This window comes from Neobacillus sp. KR4-4, assembly GCF_042136325.1.
Classification (GTDB): domain Bacteria; phylum Bacillota; class Bacilli; order Bacillales; family Cytobacillaceae; genus Neobacillus.
In genome coordinates this window covers 45518-63594 of the sequence record NZ_JBHHJU010000003.1, presented here as the reverse complement: position 1 = coordinate 63594, position 18077 = coordinate 45518, and the positions used below count along the sequence as shown (strand labels likewise).

Sequence of the window (18077 nt, the reverse complement as noted above, 5' to 3'; positions counted from 1 at the left end):
AGCAAAAAGCTTAGGGTAATTCCTAAGCTTTTCTTATTGCATCCATTACTTGATTGTCTAACTTTTGGGCAGCATTTTTATCATAGGTTTTATCATATTGAACCTCTGTGACTATTTTTGAACCATAAAACATTACATCCCTTACAGCAGTAATGTCCACCTGGATTAGAGCAAGTTTTAGTGGAACATCCTGCAGTCTTTCCTCTTTTACCTGAGCGTTCCCGTGAATAGCATATGTAGATTCGTTCGCAATCAAATTAATAACCACTTGATTGTTTTTATGAATATTTTCGATGATCCTAGAGCGATTATCAACTGCAAAATAGATGGTACTTTCATCCTTTGCAAGCACCCAGGAAATCGAGCTGACATTAGGACCCCCTGTTTCATAATCAACTGTTGCCAATGTCACGAACCGCTCTTTTTGCAGTTCATCATATAAAGGCTTAATTAGCACTGGTTCTACTTGATTTGCCATTTTTCTACATCCCCTTACATTAGTCCTTTGCTCTGTTTAAAGAAACAGATATTCTCATATTACTACTATCCCATTCTTTCATCAAATTTAACCCATTGATTACTTACAAACATTCTGCCATGATATACTAGAGGAAACATCGGTTATTAGAAATAGTTAAAGAGGTGTCTTATGAGAGTTAAATGTGTAATTTGCGATAAAATCGAAGCAATCGAGGATGAATCGTTTGTTGCTAAACGACTTCGCAATCGTCCCATCCATACATATATGTGTAAAGAGTGCAATTCAAGAATAACAGAAAAAACGAATGCCAGATTTGAAACAGGAAATTTTCGATTATTTCGTAATAAAACTGAGGAAGACGATTGGTAAAACGAAAAATCCAGACCCTATGAGGTGAGTAAAAAAAAACCATCAGGTCAATTCCAACTGGAATGACTTGATGGTTTTTTATTATTCTTCGATAGGGTAGTTCTCATATTTTTCTGGTTCATGATTAATCTGCTGCAGCATGACTTCAATTAATTCCCGCGGAAAGCGAGTATTTTTCGTTTCTTCTCCTTGTTGATAGGAAACATAATACATGACTACATCTGTTGTTACCTCAATGTTCGAGAGGTTAAGATCCGCCAGCATTTCCTCAAAAAGGTGTAATGTATCTCGAGCTGCTGTATCATCAGGCCGTGCGTCGCATACAACCTTAATTGTAAGCCAATTATATAGTGTATCCTGTACGGATTTCATTTACCAAAACCCCCGTTATTTCGCTTCTGCCTGATGCTTTTTCGTCTGATGTAAGCGTATTTTATAGATAATCAATAACACGGCCGCACCTGCGAGTCCTTCAGCGATTGGCAACGCATAAGAAAAAATCAGCATCACAAAGCATCCAATCAAGAGACAAATATAAATAACAATGTTTTTCAAAAGAGGCAATTTTTTTGCAAAGCCTAACTTATAGACAATGGCCGCTAAAATAACAATATATACATACTGTAACCACACAGCGGTTTTTACATCTGTTAGTTCAATGAAAAATCTAAGGCTAGGAGAGAATCCTTCCATCTTCTTGCACTCCTTTTACTTAACTCTGTTCAGCATATTTTTTCTTTTTAGCAGCTCTTTCACGTTCATTTTTATCAAGAATTTTCTTACGAAGACGAATTGATTCCGGTGTAACCTCACAATATTCGTCATCATTTAAATATTCTAATGACTCTTCTAAGGTCATAATGCGCGGCTTTTTAATCACTGATGTTTGATCTTTGTTAGCTGAACGCACATTTGTTGCTTGTTTCATTTTAGTAATATTAACGGTGATGTCATTTTCACGAGTATTTTCACCCACGATCATCCCCTCGTAAATTTCAGTACCTGGTTCAACAAAAATAGTTCCACGGTCTTCCACTTGCATGATACCATATGTCGAAGCTTTTCCAGATTCCATTGAGACAAGCACACCTTGGTGTCGTCCACCAACTTGGCCTGGTAACATCGGCTGGTAGCTATCAAAGGTATGATTAATAATTCCATAACCACGAGTCATAGTTAAGAATTCAGTAGTGTAACCAATTAATCCACGTGCTGGCACATTAAAGATTAAACGAACTTGGCCGGTACCATTATTGATCATATCCAGCATTTCGCCTTTGCGGGCACCAATTGATTCCATTACAGAACCAGTATGCTCTTCAGGTACATCGATTTGGACTCTTTCCACTGGTTCACAACGTACACCATCAATTTCTTTAACAATAACTTCCGGTTTAGAAACTTGAAGTTCATAGCCTTCACGACGCATGTTTTCAATTAAGATTGATAAATGAAGTTCACCACGGCCAGAAACGATCCATGCATCAGGTGAATCTGTGTTATCCACTCGTAAACTTACATCTGTTTGCAATTGAGCACGTAATCTTTCTTCAATTTTCCTTGCAGTTAAATACTTACCTTCTCTACCTGCAAATGGACTGTTGTTAACAACAAATGTCATTTGTAATGTTGGTTCATCTATTCTTAGGATTGGCAGTGCTTCTTGATGTTCAACCGGGCAAACTGTTTCACCAACGTTGATATCTTCCATACCTGATACTGCAATTAAATCTCCCGCTACTGCTTCTTGGATCTCTTGACGCTTTAATCCAAAGAAACCGAAAATCTTGGTCACACGGAATTGTTTCACTGAACCATCTAATTTCATTAAGGCAACTTGTTGACCCACCTTCATCGTACCGCGGAAAACACGGCCGATCCCGATTCTGCCAACATAATCGTTGTAATCAAGAAGTGCAACTTGAAATTGTAATGGTTCTTCACGATTATCAACTGGAGCAGGTATATATTCAACAATTGCATCATACAAGGATTGCATATTTTCATCTTGCTTCTCAGGGTTAGTACTTGCTGTACCATTAATCGCTGAAGCGTAAATAACTGGGAATTCAAGTTGATCCTCATTTGCTTCAAGTTCAATAAATAAATCGATAACTTCATCGATTACTTCTGCAGGTCTTGCAAAGTCACGGTCAATTTTATTAACAACAACAATTGGAGTTAAATTCTGCTCTAATGCCTTTTTAAGAACAAAACGAGTTTGTGGCATACAGCCTTCATAGGCATCAACTACTAGCAATACCCCATCAACCATTTTCATAATCCGTTCCACTTCTCCGCCAAAGTCAGCGTGTCCTGGAGTATCCAAAATATTGATACGAGTATCTTTGTATTGAATCGCCGTGTTCTTCGCGAGGATGGTGATTCCACGCTCTCTTTCTAAATCATTCGAATCCATAGCACGTTCTTCAACATGCTCGTTAGAACGAAATGTTCCAGATTGTTTCAACAATTGGTCTACCAATGTTGTTTTCCCGTGGTCAACGTGGGCAATGATCGCAATATTACGTATATCATTTCTTATATTCAAAAAATTCCACTCCTATATTCTAAAAATAAGTCTATTTGTAGTTTCCCATTCACAACTAAAACATTATACCACAATTAAAGTGGAAACCCCTAACCATTTTATTGTAGAATTAAAATTATACTAAAGCACTCAATTTTTGAACTAAAAAAGGGGTATCAAAAAATGAAAAACGTGAAGTGGTCATTACTCGTTTATGCCATCCTTGCAGCCGCGAGTATAATGGGGATTGGCATTGCAATTAGCGAAAAAAGCATAATCGGTGCACTTGGCTGTATCATTGCAATTATCGTAATTATGGGGATGGGCTTTAAAACAAAAAGAAAAATGCGTGAAAATGGAGAATTATAAAAAGAAGAAGCCTGCATCGGCTTCTTCTTTTTACCATCTACCCTCTTTTAAGTAGTCCTTCAAGATTGATTGGTGCAATCCATGATTTGCAGTAAATAATGAATCCTGTGCAAGAAAATTAAGTTTTTCTCCCCTTAGATTTGTAACCACCCCGCCTAGTTCTTCAATAATTACTGCTCCTGCAGCAACATCCCAAGGCGATAAGCGCATCGAGAGGTATGCGTCAACCCTTCCTGTCGCAACAAACACCATTTCAAGGGCTGCTGAACCATATGACCTTGTTCCCCGTGAATCTTTCACTAGAGGTATCATTAAATTATGATCAATACGGTGATTTTCCATTACCCATGTTGCATTTAGTGCAATGATGGATTCCTTAACCAGTGTATCCTTGAGTGGTACCAGAGTCTTTTCATTTAAATAGGCTCCATTTCCCTTTTTGGCATGATACAGTTCATCATGGACCACATCGTAAATGAGTCCAATTTTACCAATCCCATTCTCATATATCCCAAGAGAAATAGCAAAATTTCTTTGTTGGTGTATAAAATTCATCGTTCCATCGATTGGATCAATCATCCAAACCACACCATCAAGACTTTCAAGTGTGTCTCCAAACCCTTCTTCTCCCAATATTTTATGATCGGGATATACCGCTCTGATTTTACTAATAAAAAATTGCTCAATTTCTTTATCCATATTTGTAACCAAATCATTAGCATTTGACTTCGTTTGAATATTCAATGTTTCATCAAAAGATAATCTAATTCTAGCTCCAGCGTCATTAACCCATTCCTTTGCATGAGAATAAATTTGATCCCAGTTCATAACACTCCTCCAAACACATCTAAATAAATTCCTGTCTAGATTTCAATGTATGTAGTATGATGCATGATAAATTAAATAATGTACCTTTAGCTTAATCAAATTGTTAGAACACATCAACTTTTAAGAGGTACACGTACCACATCAAAAAGGACAATAATAAACGAACCCCCTTCATTTTTGCTGGAGTTCGTTTTGATAAGTTCAGAGTATATTCTATTTCTCTCCATCCTGCTTTATTTCTCCTTGGATAAAAAACATCATAAATTTATCAAAGTGCTTTTAATCGTAATAATTCTTGGCGGATTTTTTCTAATTTTTGTTTGCATTCTTTCATTTTTTTCTCATTCTTTTCTTCAATCGCTTCGAATAATGTAGCTAATTCATAATCCATTTCCAATCTTAATACTGCAGTCCTTTCCTTTTCGCTTGCTTTTTTTAGTGAGGTATTCATCAATTGTTTCACGTTTCTCCTCCCCTTCCTGGATTTGATTCATTTTTCAGATTATTTTTTTACTGTATAATATGAGTCAGGGAGATATGTTGCAACAAATATGTGCTCTAACCTAGAAAGCATCAAACTATAGGTCTCTCTGATTGTTATGCTACAATTAGAAACAAATGTTTATTTGGAGGTTTATATATGGGTTTTACAGGATTTACAAACGAAGATTTTGATGTTTTTTTAATAGATGGTTTAGAGGCAAGGATGGAGGCTTTGAAGGAAACGGTCAGACCTAAATTGGGAGAATTAGGAAATTATTTCGCCCCTTTCATTTCTTCACATACGGATGATGAAATGTTTGTTCATGTGGCAAAACATGCTAGAAGGACCATTAATCCGCCTAAAGATACCTGGGTTGCATTCTCAAATAATCCTCGTGGTTATAAGATGCTCCCCCATTTTCAAATCGGCATGTGGAATACCCATTTGTTTATATGGTTTGCTGTTATTTATGAAGCACCGCAAAAAGAATTAATTGCTGAAAGATTTTCAAAAAAAATAGCAAAAATTTACAAAGATACACCAAAGGACTATGTTTGGTCAGTGGATCATACAAAACCAGAGACCATTGCCCACAGTCATTTATCAAAGGAAGAACTTCGTTCGCTTTTTGACCGCCTGCATAACGTAAAAAAAGCAGAATTATTATGTGGTTATACAATTGAAAGAGAAAAAGTCATTCAATTAGGTTCTGATCAATTAATTCAGCAAATTGAGGGTGTTTTTGAGAAAGTTGCCACTTTATATCGAATTTCACAAAATAGAAAGTAAGAAAAAAATCAGATCCTGCACAAGAGGTGCAGGATCGTGTTTATCCTATTTCATTTTAATTCTATCCCCGGAGGCTGCATCTTTTACTTTTTTTATAGTTCTATAAGAAGAATAGCCACTCATTTCTTCAAATTCATTACAAATTGTCTTTTCTTCGGCTTTGCTGGGAACGATTTCTTTAAAGCGGCGATATGCCTTCAATACGACATCGCGGTCAATTCCCTGTTCATATGCCTTTTCAATTGTTTCAAAAAATGCAATTACATCCACAATTTCTTCTGTACTCCAATGATGGTTAATAGGGTATTGGTATTCCATAATTTCACCTTCTTACTAAATCAACTAAACAGAATCATATACTTATTTTCCCCATTTTGCACGAATTTGCTCAGCATCATGTATCATTCGATGAAATAATTCTTCAACTGTAGGGACATCTTTTATTAAACCCATCACTTGCCCTGCCCATGCAAAACCATTATCAGGTACACCATCATAAATATAGCGTTGGTTTGCAGTTCCACTAATGTAATCTTTTAAATCATCATATCCCCCATTGTTTTTTTCAATTTCTAGAATTTTTTCTGTCCAACTATTAGCTAATGCTCTAGCCGGAGCACCGATAGTCCTTTTAATCACCACTGTGCCAGATTCATTGCCTTCCACTAAGGTATTCTTATATAGTTCATTGGCATGAACACATTCTTTTGTTGCAATGAATCTTGTACCCATTTCAATACCCTCTGCACCTAAACTAAGGGCAGCCATTAGTCCACGTCCATCACCTATTCCCCCTGAAGCAATAACAGGTATAGAAACAGCATCTACCACTTGAGGCACCAGTACCATTGTACCTACATCATCTCGGCCAAGGTGGCCCCCACCTTCCTGCCCCACAACCATAACAGCATCTGCACCAAGTTCCTCTGCCTTAACTGCCTGTCTTCTGGCCGCAACAAGGACAAGTGTTTTTATCTGTGTACCATTTAATTGCTCAAATATGGGAGCAGGATTTCCTCCTGTCATTGAAACAACCGGAACCTTTTCATCAATAGCCACTTGTAGAAAATCGGCAAATGGTCTGCCATGCTGTCCAATCGCAAAGTTCACCCCAAAAGGATTGTTTGTTAGTTGTCTTACTTTACGTATTTCTGCTCGAAGTTGTTCAGGTTCAGCTAATGACATAGCTGTGATCTGCCCAAGACCACCTGCGTTTGAAACAGCCGCCGCTAATTCAGAATAGGCTAAATAGGCTAATCCCCCTTGAATGATCGGATAACGTATGTTTAATAATTGAGTCACTCGTGTTTTCCATTCCAATTGAAGCCCTCCTAAAAACTTTCTACTTGTTATTTCGTTACTTTAGGGTAATTTTCCTGTGTTAAAGGGAAACTATCGTAAACTGGATAAGGAATAACATAAATTTCTTTGCAATGAATGGGAATAATGCTATAATTCCTTTGTTTATTATTGAAATTCGACATAATTAGAGTATTTTTTACAAAGAGGTGTGTTTATAAATTGTCTCAAAATCAAACACCGTTATTTAGCGGTTTATTAGAACATGCAAAGAAGAATCCAATTCAGTTTCATATTCCCGGTCATAAAAAAGGCGCTGGGATTGATCCTGAATTTCGTAACTTTATCGGGGATAACGCCCTGTCTATCGACTTAATAAATATTGGTCCGCTAGACGATTTACATCAGCCAAAAGGGATTATCAAACAAGCGCAAGATTTAGCAGCCGAAGCCTTTGGTGCAGATAGAACATTCTTTTCTGTACAAGGCACAAGCGGAGCGATAATTGCGATGATTATGGCTGTTTGTGGTCCAGATGATAAAATTATCGTACCTAGAAATGTTCATAAATCTATCATGTCTGCCATTGTTTTCTCAGGAGCTATTCCAGTGTTTATCCAGCCCGAAATTGATAAGGAACTAGGTATATCTCATGGAATCACTCCTGATGCCGTGGCAAGAGCTCTTAAACAGCATCCAGATGCGAAAGCAGTATTAGTTATCAACCCAACTTATTTTGGTATTTCCGGGGATTTGAAAAAGATTGTTGAAATTGCACACTCATATGATATCCCTGTCTTAGTTGATGAAGCCCATGGAGTGCATATTCATTTTCATGAAGAACTTCCACTCTCTGCAATGCAAGCAGGTGCAGATATGGCAGCTACCAGCGTTCATAAACTAGGTGGTTCGATGACTCAAAGTTCGATTCTCAATGTAAAAGAAGGCCTCGTTTCTGCCAAACATGTCCAATCCATATTAAGTATGCTTACTACCACCTCTACTTCGTATTTATTGCTTGCTTCACTCGATGTTGCACGTAAGCAATTAGCTACTAAGGGAAGGGAATTAATTGATAATACCATTAAATTAGCACAATCGATTCGAAAAAGAGTTAATGAAATCAAAAATCTACATTGTATTGGTGAAGACATCTTAGGATCAAAAGCTACCTTTGATTACGATCCAACTAAATTAATTATTTCAGTAAAAGAATTAGGATTAACTGGTTATGATGTAGAAAAATGGCTAAGAGAAAAACATAATATTGAAGTGGAACTTTCCGATTTATATAATATTCTTTGTATTATCACACTTGGAGACACAGAAACTGAAGCTGACTTACTAGTAAATGCTCTCAAGGAATTAGCGGACATATGCCAGCACAGTACCGATAGAATTGAGCCTGTAGAAGTTCTACTACCTGAAATCCCAGTGCTTGCATTAACACCTAGAGATGCATTTTATGCGGAAACAGAAGTTATTCCTTTTGAAGAATCAGAAGGAAGAATTATTGCAGAATTTGTGATGGTTTATCCACCAGGTATCCCAATTTTTATCCCTGGTGAAATTATTACAAAGGAAAACCTCCATTACATCCGGAAAAACCTCGAAGCTGGCCTTCCTGTACAAGGACCGGAGGATGATGAGCTCAAATCACTTCTTGTGATTAAGGAGTATAAAGCAATAAAATAGAACAAAAATACAGGATTCCATTTAGGAATCCTGTTTTATTTTTATTAGCTATTATTTATCTTCCTCTGTATGATGATCCTCGCAACAATTGCACTTAGAATAAAGCACCGTTACTTTTTCATCTTCAAAATGATCAATAGTAGAATTACATGTTTGGCATACTAAAGTACCCATTTGCTCAATCCCCTTTTCATTAATGAATGTCATTAAAGCGAAGTATTTATATATCCTTAAACACATAATAATATATCACATTATAAATTTCAAGCCCAAATTGTATATCACATTTAAAAAATATTCGTAAAAAAAAGGCCTAAACAGGCCTTCTTTTTTGAATTATTACTCATATTGGGTGATAAATGGGATGGATGGGAGTGTTTCTCTGAAGAAGTCAGCTAAATCTTCGGCCTGCTGTTGGTCTGGTATACGGAATATAGTTTGAAGGTAATCAATATCTTCAATATCTTTGGGGTCAAGGAGAGTGGATCGGCCTGTTTGCATGCAAACAACTAACGGCTTCCCAAAAAACATGTTGGTATAAATAATTCCAAAATCATAACGAGTACTTTCCGTGGTAAATCCAATAAATCTCACTTTTGAATTTTCATGCTCATCATAGAGCTTCTCAAAAATTCCCATAAGTTCCTCCTTCTTTCAGAATTTAATATTTAGAATATTATTATAATTCAAATTTTAACAAGAAACAAGAAACTTGTACAATTATTTCATGCGGCAGTTGTCATAAGATTTTATTCAGTGCTAGAATAGAGATAGTTAATATTAACTGACTAGTGGGGGGGAATGATGATGGCTGTTAACGCATACATTAAGCTAGTGCCTTCATCTGCTAAACAAAATGTAACAATTGAGGAAGTAAAAGATTTATTTCACGAGTATAAAAAAAATACAACAAAAACAGGAAACCAAATAGGATGGGAATACGGAGAGTCAGCCTTCCCATATGAAATGAAAGAAACAACAGAGGCCAAAGGAAAATGGTTCTATTTACACTCAAATGATGAACGCTACTATGCCATTTTAGTTGGAATTGATCAGGAAACGATTCGTAATGAAGACGGTCAGGAATTTGAACAAACATACATACAAGTCACTTTACCTGATCAATCTACTTACGGTGATAAAGGAAAAGCCAATGAATTTTGTAAATACCTTGCGAAAAAACTGCAAGGGGAACTCCATCTATTCAATGAACGGATCATGTATTATTATCCACGAAAATAAAAAAGCTCCTTGAGGGGCTTTTTTAGTGCGTAAACATTTCCATGGTATAGTGAATCGAAGTGTATATAACGAGGCTTAAGGTAGTGATAAAAAGAGTTTTACGCGCTGATTTGGTTACATGATTTCCAATTAAAAAGGCTAGATAAAAAAACACAAAAAACATGATGACTTTATATATAAGCTGGTCATGCTTTGACAACCATTCAATAAATGTATAACCGCTCCAAATGATAAATTGTAGTATCACGACAATATAGACCCTCATATTTATCACCACTCTTAATACATTCAAAATTGATATTAGAATGCTGTTTCTTTTAAGTATATGTTCTAAAAACGAGAGATATATTTTGTTTTTATGATACCAGGGATATTTTTACGCCTCAGTACATAAATCAAATCATCCTAAATAGAAAAAGTCCTTTCCGCTATTTAGCGAAAAGGACTTTTTTGTTTCTAAATTATTTCATAATATGGATTGGGCTTCCTAATGCAACTTCTGCCGCTTCCATTGTGATTTCTCCAAGTGTTGGATGTGCATGGATGGTCATAGCAAGATCTTCTGCAGTCATTCCTGCTTCAATCGCTAGGCCTAATTCTGCAATCATATCTGATGCGCTTGTTCCAGCAATCTGTGCCCCAATTACAAGTCCATCTTCTTTCCGAGTAATTAGTTTCAAGAATCCATCACCACTGTCTAATGATAACGCACGACCATTAGCAGCAAATGGGAACTTAGCCGCGTTTACAGTAATTCCTTCTTCTTTTGCTTGGGCTTCTGTGTAACCAACTGAAGCAAGTTCAGGTTCAGAGAAGACAACTGCAGGAATACCTAAATAATCAATTTCAGAGGTGTGACCAGCAATTGCCTCAGCAGCAATTTTCGCTTCATATGATGCTTTATGTGCCAATTGAGGACCAGCAACAACATCACCAATAGCATAGATATTGCTAAGGTTCGTGCGACATTGTTTGTCAATTTCAATCAAACCACGGTCAGATAACTTAACACCCACTTGTTCTAATCCCATTTCATCAGTGTTAGGGCGTCTTCCGACCATTACAAACACATAATCTGCTTCGATTTTCTTTTCTTCGCCTTTTGTTTCGAACGTTACAACAACGCCGTTTTCAGTTTCTTCAACGCCCTTAGCAAATGCTTTTGTAAAGAATTCTGCACCTTTTTTCTTCATGCTTTTCTTTACAAGAGCAGCCATTTGCTTGTCAAAAACGCCAAGACCGAGTATTTCTTCCGCACCTTCTAAAATGGTAACCTGGCTGCCAAAGTTTGCATAAGCACCACCTAGTTCAATTCCGATTACTCCACCGCCGATAACAACGATTTTTTCAGGGATTTCATTTAAGTTAAGTGCACCTGTAGAATTTAGAACACGTTTTGAATATTTAAAGGCTGGGAGCTCGATAGGACGAGAACCAGTTGCAATAATTGCATTTTTAAAGGTATAAGTCTGTGCTGAATCTTCATTGATAACACGTAATGTATTGGCATCAACAAAATAGGCCTCACCACGAGCAATGTTTACTTTATTACCTTTTAATAAACCTTCGACACCACCTGTTAACTTTTTAACGATGCCTGCCTTAAATTCTTGAACTTTTGTAAAATCCACTTTTACATTTTCTGCGGTAATTCCAAAAGTATCCGAATGCATGGCTGTTTCGTAACGGTGTCCTGCCGAAATTAACGCTTTCGATGGAATACAACCGACATTTAAACAAACGCCGCCTACATATTCTTTTTCAACAATTGTCACCTTTTGTCCAAGCTGTGCTGCACGAATAGCTGCAACATATCCTCCTGGACCAGCTCCGATGACTATAGTATCTGTTTCAATTGGGAAATCTCCAACGACCATTATATTACGCCTCCATTAACAATAGTTCTGGATCGTTCAACAAACGTTTAATATGATTTAATGCATTTTGTGCTGTTGCTCCATCGATCATGCGGTGGTCAAAGCTTAAAGATAAAGCTAATACTGGTGCCGCAACAATTTCACCATTTTTAACGATTGGTTTTTCTGCAATACGGCCAACACCCAAGATGGCAACTTCAGGGTGATTAATTACTGGAGTAAACCATTGACCGCCCGCTGAACCAATGTTGGAAATCGTACATGAAGCACCTTTCATTTCATTAGGAGCAAGTTTTCCGTCACGTGCTTTTCCAGCTAATTCATTGATTTCGTTAGAAATTGTGAAAACTGACTTACGGTCTGCATCTTTTACAACTGGTACAAGTAAGCCTTTTTCTGTGTCAGCTGCAATTCCAATATTATAATAATGCTTATGAATAATTTCACTTGTTGCATCATCTAGTGATGTGTTTAATGCAGGGAATTCACGTAATGCACTTGTTAATGCTTTAACGATGTATGGTAAGAATGTAAGCTTAATGCCTTTGGCTGCAGCTACCTCTTTAAACTTCTTACGGTGTGAAACAAGTTTAGTTACATCCACTTCATCCATAAGTGTTACGTGTGGTGCAGTGTGCTTAGAGTTAACCATGGCCTTAGCAATTGCCTTCCGAATACCACTCATCTTCTCGCGTGTTTCTGGGTATTCACCTTGTGGAATAGCAGCGGCTGCTTTTGGTGCTTCCACTTCAGATGGTTCCGTTACTGCAGCTGCATTAGTAACAGCTTGTGCTGAAGGTGCAGCTCCACCGCTGACAAAGGCATCGATATCAGTCTTTAAAATTCGTCCAAGATTTCCTGTACCTGGAACCAACTGGATATTTATTCCTTTTTCACGAGCGTATTTACGAACAGACGGCATTGCTACAATTCGACGATTTGGATCTACTTCAACTTGCGGTGCCACTGCTACTGCTGCTGGTTGTGGTGCTGCATCTTGTTTAACCTCTGGCGCAGGAGCTGCTGCCGCTGGCTTCTCTTCTTGTTTCGGTTCATCAGCATGTTCATCGCCTTTAAATTGAAGGTTTTCGTAACCAGGAGCATCAAAGGTTACTAAAACTTGTCCAACTGTAGCGACAGTTCCTTCGCCAACTAATACATCAACTACTGTTCCTTCAACAGGGGAAGGGATTTCTACTACAGCTTTATCATTTTGAATCTCACAAAGTACATCATCTTCTTGAACTTTGTCACCTGGTTTTACGAACCATTTAACAATTTCGCCTTCATGTATACCTTCACCGATGTCAGGCATTTTAAATTGAAATGACACTAGGATTCATCCTCCTAAATTACATGTTTTTTTGAGCAACATAACTATAGAAATATTAGTGTACGATTAAATAAGTTAATTAAAAGGTTAAAACTTTTTTAGCTGTTGCAATTACATCTTTATAATTCGGAAGCCAAACAGCTTCTGCTTGCGGGAATGGAAAAACTGTATCTGGAGCAGCCACACGTAAAACTGGTGCTTCCAAACTTAAAATTGCACGATCATTTATTTCAGCAACAACATTTGCTGCAATACCAGCTTGTTTTTGTGCTTCTTGAACAACAATCGCACGGCCTGTTTTTTCAACGGATGCAATAATTGTCTCAATATCAATCGGGCTTACAGTCCGTAAGTCAATTACTTCCGCAGAAAAACCTTCTTTTTCTAACTCTTCTGCAGCTTTCAATGACTCATGTACCATTGCACCATAGGTAACAATTGTAACGTCTGTACCTTCACGTTTAACTTCAGCTTTTCCTAGTGGAATTGTATATGACTCTTCAGGAACTTCTTGACGGAAAGAACGGTATAACTTCATATGCTCAAGGAAAACAACTGTATCATTGTCACGGATAGATGAAATGAGCAGCCCCTTAGCATCATACGGAGTTGACGGAATAACAACCTTTACTCCTGGTGTCTGAGCCATAAGTCCTTCTAAACTGTCAGCGTGCATATCAGGAGTATGTACCCCTCCACCAAATGGCGAACGAAACGTTACTGGCGCACTAGTCTTTCCACCTGAACGAAAACGTTGGCGGGCTAACTGACCAGCAATGGAATCCATTACCTCAAATACGAATCCAAAGAATTGAATTTCGGGAACTGGGCGGAATCCTTGTAAACTTAGACCTACTGCTAAGCCGCCGATTCCTGATTCAGCGAGTGGAGTGTCAAATACACGATCTTCGCCAAATTCCTGTTGCAACCCTTCGGTTGCACGGAATACACCACCGTTTACACCAACGTCTTCACCGAATACTAAAACATTGGGATCGTTGCGTAATTCCGAACGTAATGCATCTGTAATTGCTTGAATCATTGTCATTTGAGCCATGGCTTACTTCGACTCCTTTTCTTTATATATTTCATATTGTTCTTTTAAGTTTTGAGGCATTTCTTCATACATAATAGACATTAAGTCGGTAACCTTTTGTTTAGGTGCAGCATCAGCTAATTTAATTGCTTCTTTAATGTCTTCTTTCGCTTGTTCGATTACTTCATTTTCTTTTTCTTCTGACCAAAGACCTTTGTTCTCAAGGAATTTACGGAAACGAACTAATGGATCTTTCTTTTCCCATTCATTGTCAAGATCTGCTGTACGATAACGAGTTGGATCATCACCAGCCATAGTATGTGGACCATATCTATATGTTAAAGTTTCAATGAATGTTGGACCTTCACCATTAATTGCTCTCTCGCGTGCTTCACGGACAGCAGCATAAACAGCAAGTGGATCCATACCATCAACTTGAATTCCTGGAATTCCAGCTGCAACAGCTTTTTGAGCAAGAGTTTTGGCAGCAGATTGCTTTTCAACAGGAGTTGAAATCGCGAATCGGTTATTTTGAGCAATGAAGATAGCTGGAGCTTTATAGGCACCTGCAAAGTTCATACCTTCATAGAAATCCCCTTGTGATGTACCTCCATCACCGGTATAAGTAATGGCTACTGCCTTTGTTCCACGCTTTTTAAAACCAAGAGCAACACCGGCAGTTTGTACATATTGGGCACCAATGATTATTTGAGGATGAAGAACATTTACTCCGTCCGGAATTTGCATACCTTGGAAATGTCCTCTTGACCATAAAAATGCTTGAGATAACGGTAAGCCATGCCAAACAATTTGAGGAACATCACGATATCCAGGTAAAATAAAATCTTCCTTTTCTAATGCAAACTGTGAAGCTAATTGAGAAGCTTCTTGCCCTGCAGTTGGAGCATAGAAACCTAATCTTCCTTGACGATTTAAAGAAATAGAACGCTGGTCAAGAATTCGTGTATAGACCATGCGACGCATTAATTCTTGTAGTTGTTCATCGCTTAAGTCTGGCATCGCCGCTTCGTTAACGACTTCACCAGATTCATTTAGAATTTGAAGTGTTTGAAATTGTTCTTCAACAACTTCTAGTGTTTTCTTCGCATCAAGCTTAGCGTTTTGAGTTTTAGAAACCATTTAGGTCACCTCTTCCTTTCAATTCAGGAGCTAAATTTTTGAAAATATTATCCACTAAGTTAGATTACCCAAAACCTAAAGAATAAAAGCAGATAATAAGTCCTATCCATTTTATACTTTGTATTGGATAAACCCGTGATATTACATAGAATTTTGGTTATCTTAGTTCTTCACATACTAATAAATAGTTTTTCACAGAAAAGATAAGATAAAACAAATTTTCTTTTACCTCACAATTATTTTATTCTGTACCACTATTTTATGTAACATCATTGATACAATTAATGAACTCTTTTACAAGTTTACCTCATTAGTTTTTACACGTCAAATAGTATATATTAATATTTTTCAACACTAACATGTTGCTAATTAATTGTTTATTATTCCTTCTGTATCATTAGATTTCAAAATCTGTTATATATATATATTCTTTTTTCGAAGTTGTTATAATATAAAAAAATCGGCATGGTATGCCGATTTTTTTATATTAAATACTATTTAGTTACTTGAATTAAGTCCGGCCTGCTTATAAAATGACAACTTTTTGTCATTGTATTGTTCTGTCAGCATATTAAATTTTTCATTTGCATTAGAAATCCTTTTATATGTTTCATTGAGTTTATTTACTTGGGCTTCAAGATCATCAAGTGGGAGGTTTTTATTTTTAAACATTTCGTATAATGCTTTATCATTTTTAAGGGCTTCATTATATTCAGTGTATAACTCTTCATGCGCTTCATATCTTTTCATCATCGTCTCATACATTTCATTAGCTAATTTCGTAAGGCTTGGATCTTCAAATTTATCCTTTATTTTTTTAGCTTTTGAAAATTCCTTTTCTGAGAGCTTGATACTGTTTGTTTCCTTATCCATAAGTTCTTTTCTTTGATCTACTAATAAAAGGGCTTCATCTGAAAGCTTAACGATTTGATCATATTCTTTCATGCCGAGTTCAATAATTTGGTCATAAATCGCTTTTTCCTTTTTTTCAAGTTCAAAAAGCGGATTCTGTTGTTCCTCGAATACCTTTTCTGCCGTTACGACTTTTTCTAACACGGTATACATTTTTTCTTCAGGTGTTTTTTCTTTTGTACATCCTGCAAAAATCACTGCCAAAACCAATATAAAAAAAATAAAACCAGAATTTTTTATAAATGACATGTTTTAAACCTCCTGCTTATTCCATATTCTACTATATCGGCACTTGGTTTGTTTGACAATAACAAGTTTGTGAAAAGGATTCATCAGGTGAGCTTTAATCAATTGTTAACTTTTTATTAATTGTCTGATAGACTAATTATTATCAATAATTCAGTTAGAGTACAGGAGTGAGTGTTTCATGATAACGATGGGTGATATCATACGAGATGGCCATCCTTCCCTTAGAAAAGTGGCAGCAGAAGTATCCATGCCGCCTTCTGAAGAGGATAAACAAATACTAAGCAGCTTATTAGAATATGTCATTAATAGCCAAAATCCTGAAATGTCTATACAATACGGCCTGCGCCCTGGAATCGGTTTAGCCGCCCCACAAATCAATGTCTTAAAACGAATGATTGCTGTCCATTTAATGGATGAGACAGGGACTCTTTATAGTTATGCGCTATTTAACCCAAAAATTATTAGCCATTCTGTTGAAAAATCCTATTTGAACTCAGGCGAAGGCTGCCTGTCCGTTGATAGAGCGATTCCTGGCTACGTCCCGAGATATGCAAGAATCACGGTAAAGGGAACAACTCTAAACGGTGAAGAAGTGAAACTTCGTTTAAAAGGACTTCCTGCTATTTGTTTTCAACACGAAATTGATCATTTAAATGGGATTATGTTTTATGATTATATTAATCATGAAGATCCATTAAGACCGATCGAAGGTGCCATTGCAATCGAGCGGTAAATCGCCATATTTGAAGTTGTAAAAACATAAAAGAACTGGCCCAAGGGTCGGTTCTTTTTTAACTGAATTTTATATTGTCAATCTAATTCCATGTTTAACCATGATTGAATCAGCATTTTCTTCATATAATAAAGTAAAAATACTCTTATTTTAAAAAAACTTCAATAATCTGCCATAGCTTACTTTACATTGGACAAGGTTCGTATAAAATAGGAGATAAGGAGATGATCCACTATGTTAAAGAAGCTTAGAAAGAAGCTCTTAAAACAGTGGAATGATTTACTACGAAAAAAATCTATTGCATAAATACATTGCCTAAATTTATTTAGGGCCCTTCAAACTTGCGAAGGGCTCCTTCATTATTGTAAATTGTAAAAATAACGATTCTTTTTACATACTTTTCATACAAGACTAATGTTTTCCAAAGAAAATAAATGAAAAAGATGAAAATGTTTTATATAATAGAAAAAGCTATGTCCCAAGTTAGGAGCGATATTGTAATGATATTTAAAGTATATTATCAGGAAAGCATCACAGAAGTACCTGTCAGAGAGAATACAAAAACCCTTTTTATTGAAGGTGAATCAGTAAGAGACGTCCGTTCAAAAATTGCTGACCGTGGCTATAATGTTGAATCCGTTCAAGAAGTTAAGGGAGCACACCTTAGTTATGAACAACAAAATGAAGACTATAACGTATTGGAGAAATGAT

General features: G+C 36.7%; 22 protein-coding genes. 7 read left to right on the top strand and 15 right to left on the bottom strand.

Annotation, left to right across the window (positions count from 1 at the left end; translation table 11 throughout):
• Positions 1 to 22: 22 nt before the first annotated feature.
• On the bottom strand, positions 23 to 478 hold the full coding sequence (locus ACE198_RS03780; RefSeq protein ID WP_251456227.1) for a pyridoxamine 5'-phosphate oxidase family protein: 456 nt from the start codon (positions 476 to 478) through the stop codon (positions 23 to 25).
• A 171-nt stretch (positions 479 to 649) separates the two neighbouring features.
• Between ACE198_RS03780 and ACE198_RS03775 the strand changes: the two genes are divergently transcribed.
• The gene (locus tag ACE198_RS03775; protein ID WP_098572629.1) at positions 650 to 850 is read left to right on the top strand and encodes a YlaI family protein; all 201 of its coding nucleotides are present in this window, start codon (positions 650 to 652) and stop codon (positions 848 to 850) included.
• An 81-nt stretch (positions 851 to 931) separates the two neighbouring features.
• Here ACE198_RS03775 and ACE198_RS03770 read toward each other — a convergent pair whose 3' ends face one another.
• The 3 genes from ACE198_RS03770 to typA are packed head-to-tail and all read right to left on the bottom strand — an operon-like array spanning position 932 to position 3401.
• Positions 932 to 1222 (bottom strand): hypothetical protein, encoded by a 291-nt coding sequence (locus ACE198_RS03770; protein ID WP_098572628.1) that lies wholly within the window; start codon positions 1220 to 1222, stop codon positions 932 to 934.
• Positions 1223 to 1237: 15 nt separating this feature from the next.
• Entirely contained in the window at positions 1238 to 1543 is a 306-nt protein-coding gene (locus ACE198_RS03765) for a YlaH-like family protein (protein ID WP_098572627.1), read from the bottom strand.
• 19 nt (positions 1544 to 1562) lie between these two features.
• Complete coding sequence (gene typA, locus ACE198_RS03760; protein ID WP_098572626.1) at positions 1563 to 3401, bottom strand: translational GTPase TypA; 1839 nt, start codon at positions 3399 to 3401, stop codon at positions 1563 to 1565.
• A 162-nt stretch (positions 3402 to 3563) separates the two neighbouring features.
• Between typA and ACE198_RS03755 the strand changes: the two genes are divergently transcribed.
• Entirely contained in the window at positions 3564 to 3749 is a 186-nt protein-coding gene (locus tag ACE198_RS03755; protein WP_098572625.1) for a YlaF family protein, read from the top strand.
• Positions 3750 to 3779: 30 nt separating this feature from the next.
• On the opposite strand, the gene ACE198_RS03750 is transcribed toward ACE198_RS03755, so the two are convergent.
• Together ACE198_RS03750 and ACE198_RS03745 are read right to left on the bottom strand one after the other, a co-directional pair.
• Complete coding sequence (locus ACE198_RS03750; RefSeq protein WP_098572624.1) at positions 3780 to 4577, bottom strand: inositol monophosphatase family protein; 798 nt, start codon at positions 4575 to 4577, stop codon at positions 3780 to 3782.
• Positions 4578 to 4845: 268 nt separating this feature from the next.
• Positions 4846 to 5040 carry a hypothetical protein gene (locus tag ACE198_RS03745; protein ID WP_098572623.1) on the bottom strand — a complete coding sequence of 65 codons (195 nt, stop codon included), beginning with the start codon at positions 5038 to 5040 and terminating at the stop codon, positions 4846 to 4848.
• A gap of 177 nt (positions 5041 to 5217) precedes the next feature.
• On the opposite strand from ACE198_RS03745, the gene ACE198_RS03740 reads away from it, so the two are divergent.
• Positions 5218 to 5850: a YktB family protein gene (locus ACE198_RS03740; RefSeq protein WP_375374751.1), complete on the top strand. Its 633-nt coding sequence runs from the start codon at positions 5218 to 5220 to the stop codon at positions 5848 to 5850.
• A 45-nt stretch (positions 5851 to 5895) separates the two neighbouring features.
• Here ACE198_RS03740 and ACE198_RS03735 read toward each other — a convergent pair whose 3' ends face one another.
• Positions 5896 to 6168: a UPF0223 family protein gene (locus ACE198_RS03735; RefSeq protein ID WP_375374750.1), complete on the bottom strand. Its 273-nt coding sequence runs from the start codon at positions 6166 to 6168 to the stop codon at positions 5896 to 5898.
• A gap of 42 nt (positions 6169 to 6210) precedes the next feature.
• Positions 6211 to 7170: an NAD(P)H-dependent flavin oxidoreductase gene (locus ACE198_RS03730; protein WP_375374749.1), complete on the bottom strand. Its 960-nt coding sequence runs from the start codon at positions 7168 to 7170 to the stop codon at positions 6211 to 6213.
• A 201-nt stretch (positions 7171 to 7371) separates the two neighbouring features.
• Between ACE198_RS03730 and ACE198_RS03725 the strand changes: the two genes are divergently transcribed.
• A complete protein-coding gene (locus ACE198_RS03725; RefSeq protein WP_375374748.1) occupies positions 7372 to 8844 on the top strand; it encodes an aminotransferase class I/II-fold pyridoxal phosphate-dependent enzyme in 1473 nt (490 codons plus the stop codon).
• Positions 8845 to 8895: 51 nt separating this feature from the next.
• On the opposite strand, the gene ACE198_RS03720 is transcribed toward ACE198_RS03725, so the two are convergent.
• Positions 8896 to 9018, bottom strand: coding sequence for a GapA-binding peptide SR1P (locus ACE198_RS03720; protein WP_375374747.1), 123 nt, complete (start codon positions 9016 to 9018; stop codon positions 8896 to 8898).
• Between the two features lie 165 nt (positions 9019 to 9183).
• The gene (locus ACE198_RS03715) at positions 9184 to 9483 is read right to left on the bottom strand and encodes a DUF3055 domain-containing protein (RefSeq protein ID WP_375374746.1); all 300 of its coding nucleotides are present in this window, start codon (positions 9481 to 9483) and stop codon (positions 9184 to 9186) included.
• A gap of 168 nt (positions 9484 to 9651) precedes the next feature.
• Between ACE198_RS03715 and ACE198_RS03710 the strand changes: the two genes are divergently transcribed.
• Positions 9652 to 10086, top strand: a complete 435-nt coding sequence (locus ACE198_RS03710) for a DUF1885 family protein (RefSeq protein ID WP_375374745.1) — start codon at positions 9652 to 9654, stop codon at positions 10084 to 10086.
• A 461-nt stretch (positions 10087 to 10547) separates the two neighbouring features.
• Here ACE198_RS03710 and lpdA read toward each other — a convergent pair whose 3' ends face one another.
• The 5 genes from lpdA to ACE198_RS03685 all read right to left on the bottom strand — a co-directional run bounded on the left by lpdA (position 10548) and on the right by ACE198_RS03685 (position 16633).
• Positions 10548 to 11963 (bottom strand): dihydrolipoyl dehydrogenase, encoded by a 1416-nt coding sequence (gene lpdA, locus ACE198_RS03705; RefSeq protein WP_375374744.1) that lies wholly within the window; start codon positions 11961 to 11963, stop codon positions 10548 to 10550.
• Between the two features lie 4 nt (positions 11964 to 11967).
• Complete coding sequence (locus tag ACE198_RS03700) at positions 11968 to 13296, bottom strand: dihydrolipoamide acetyltransferase family protein (RefSeq protein WP_375374743.1); 1329 nt, start codon at positions 13294 to 13296, stop codon at positions 11968 to 11970.
• A gap of 79 nt (positions 13297 to 13375) precedes the next feature.
• Positions 13376 to 14353 (bottom strand): alpha-ketoacid dehydrogenase subunit beta, encoded by a 978-nt coding sequence (locus tag ACE198_RS03695; protein WP_375374742.1) that lies wholly within the window; start codon positions 14351 to 14353, stop codon positions 13376 to 13378.
• Between the two features lie 3 nt (positions 14354 to 14356).
• Positions 14357 to 15472 (bottom strand): pyruvate dehydrogenase (acetyl-transferring) E1 component subunit alpha, encoded by a 1116-nt coding sequence (pdhA, locus tag ACE198_RS03690; RefSeq protein WP_251456248.1) that lies wholly within the window; start codon positions 15470 to 15472, stop codon positions 14357 to 14359.
• A 498-nt stretch (positions 15473 to 15970) separates the two neighbouring features.
• The gene (locus ACE198_RS03685) at positions 15971 to 16633 is read right to left on the bottom strand and encodes a YkyA family protein (RefSeq protein WP_375374741.1); all 663 of its coding nucleotides are present in this window, start codon (positions 16631 to 16633) and stop codon (positions 15971 to 15973) included.
• Positions 16634 to 16811: 178 nt separating this feature from the next.
• On the opposite strand from ACE198_RS03685, the gene def reads away from it, so the two are divergent.
• Positions 16812 to 17366, top strand: a complete 555-nt coding sequence (gene def, locus ACE198_RS03680; protein ID WP_098572597.1) for a peptide deformylase — start codon at positions 16812 to 16814, stop codon at positions 17364 to 17366.
• 500 nt (positions 17367 to 17866) lie between these two features.
• Positions 17867 to 18076 carry a DNA-dependent RNA polymerase subunit epsilon gene (locus tag ACE198_RS03675; RefSeq protein ID WP_098572596.1) on the top strand — a complete coding sequence of 70 codons (210 nt, stop codon included), beginning with the start codon at positions 17867 to 17869 and terminating at the stop codon, positions 18074 to 18076.
• Position 18077: the final 1 nt, after the last annotated feature.

Coding starts and splice junctions, on each gene's coding strand:
- ACE198_RS03780 (WP_251456227.1), bottom strand. CDS start 478: ATGGCAAATCAAGTAGAACCAGTGCTAATTAAGCCTTTATATGATGAA.
- ACE198_RS03775 (WP_098572629.1), top strand. CDS start 650: ATGAGAGTTAAATGTGTAATTTGCGATAAAATCGAAGCAATCGAGGAT.
- ACE198_RS03770 (WP_098572628.1), bottom strand. CDS start 1,222: ATGAAATCCGTACAGGATACACTATATAATTGGCTTACAATTAAGGTT.
- ACE198_RS03765 (WP_098572627.1), bottom strand. CDS start 1,543: ATGGAAGGATTCTCTCCTAGCCTTAGATTTTTCATTGAACTAACAGAT.
- ACE198_RS03755 (WP_098572625.1), top strand. CDS start 3,564: ATGAAAAACGTGAAGTGGTCATTACTCGTTTATGCCATCCTTGCAGCC.
- ACE198_RS03750 (WP_098572624.1), bottom strand. CDS start 4,577: ATGAACTGGGATCAAATTTATTCTCATGCAAAGGAATGGGTTAATGAC.
- ACE198_RS03740 (WP_375374751.1), top strand. CDS start 5,218: ATGGGTTTTACAGGATTTACAAACGAAGATTTTGATGTTTTTTTAATA.
- ACE198_RS03735 (WP_375374750.1), bottom strand. CDS start 6,168: ATGGAATACCAATACCCTATTAACCATCATTGGAGTACAGAAGAAATT.
- ACE198_RS03720 (WP_375374747.1), bottom strand. CDS start 9,018: ATGGGTACTTTAGTATGCCAAACATGTAATTCTACTATTGATCATTTT.
- ACE198_RS03715 (WP_375374746.1), bottom strand. CDS start 9,483: ATGGGAATTTTTGAGAAGCTCTATGATGAGCATGAAAATTCAAAAGTG.
- ACE198_RS03710 (WP_375374745.1), top strand. CDS start 9,652: ATGGCTGTTAACGCATACATTAAGCTAGTGCCTTCATCTGCTAAACAA.
- lpdA (WP_375374744.1), bottom strand. CDS start 11,963: ATGGTCGTTGGAGATTTCCCAATTGAAACAGATACTATAGTCATCGGA.
- ACE198_RS03695 (WP_375374742.1), bottom strand. CDS start 14,353: ATGGCTCAAATGACAATGATTCAAGCAATTACAGATGCATTACGTTCG.
- pdhA (WP_251456248.1), bottom strand. CDS start 15,472: ATGGTTTCTAAAACTCAAAACGCTAAGCTTGATGCGAAGAAAACACTA.
- ACE198_RS03685 (WP_375374741.1), bottom strand. CDS start 16,633: ATGTCATTTATAAAAAATTCTGGTTTTATTTTTTTTATATTGGTTTTG.
- def (WP_098572597.1), top strand. CDS start 16,812: ATGATAACGATGGGTGATATCATACGAGATGGCCATCCTTCCCTTAGA.
- ACE198_RS03675 (WP_098572596.1), top strand. CDS start 17,867: ATGATATTTAAAGTATATTATCAGGAAAGCATCACAGAAGTACCTGTC.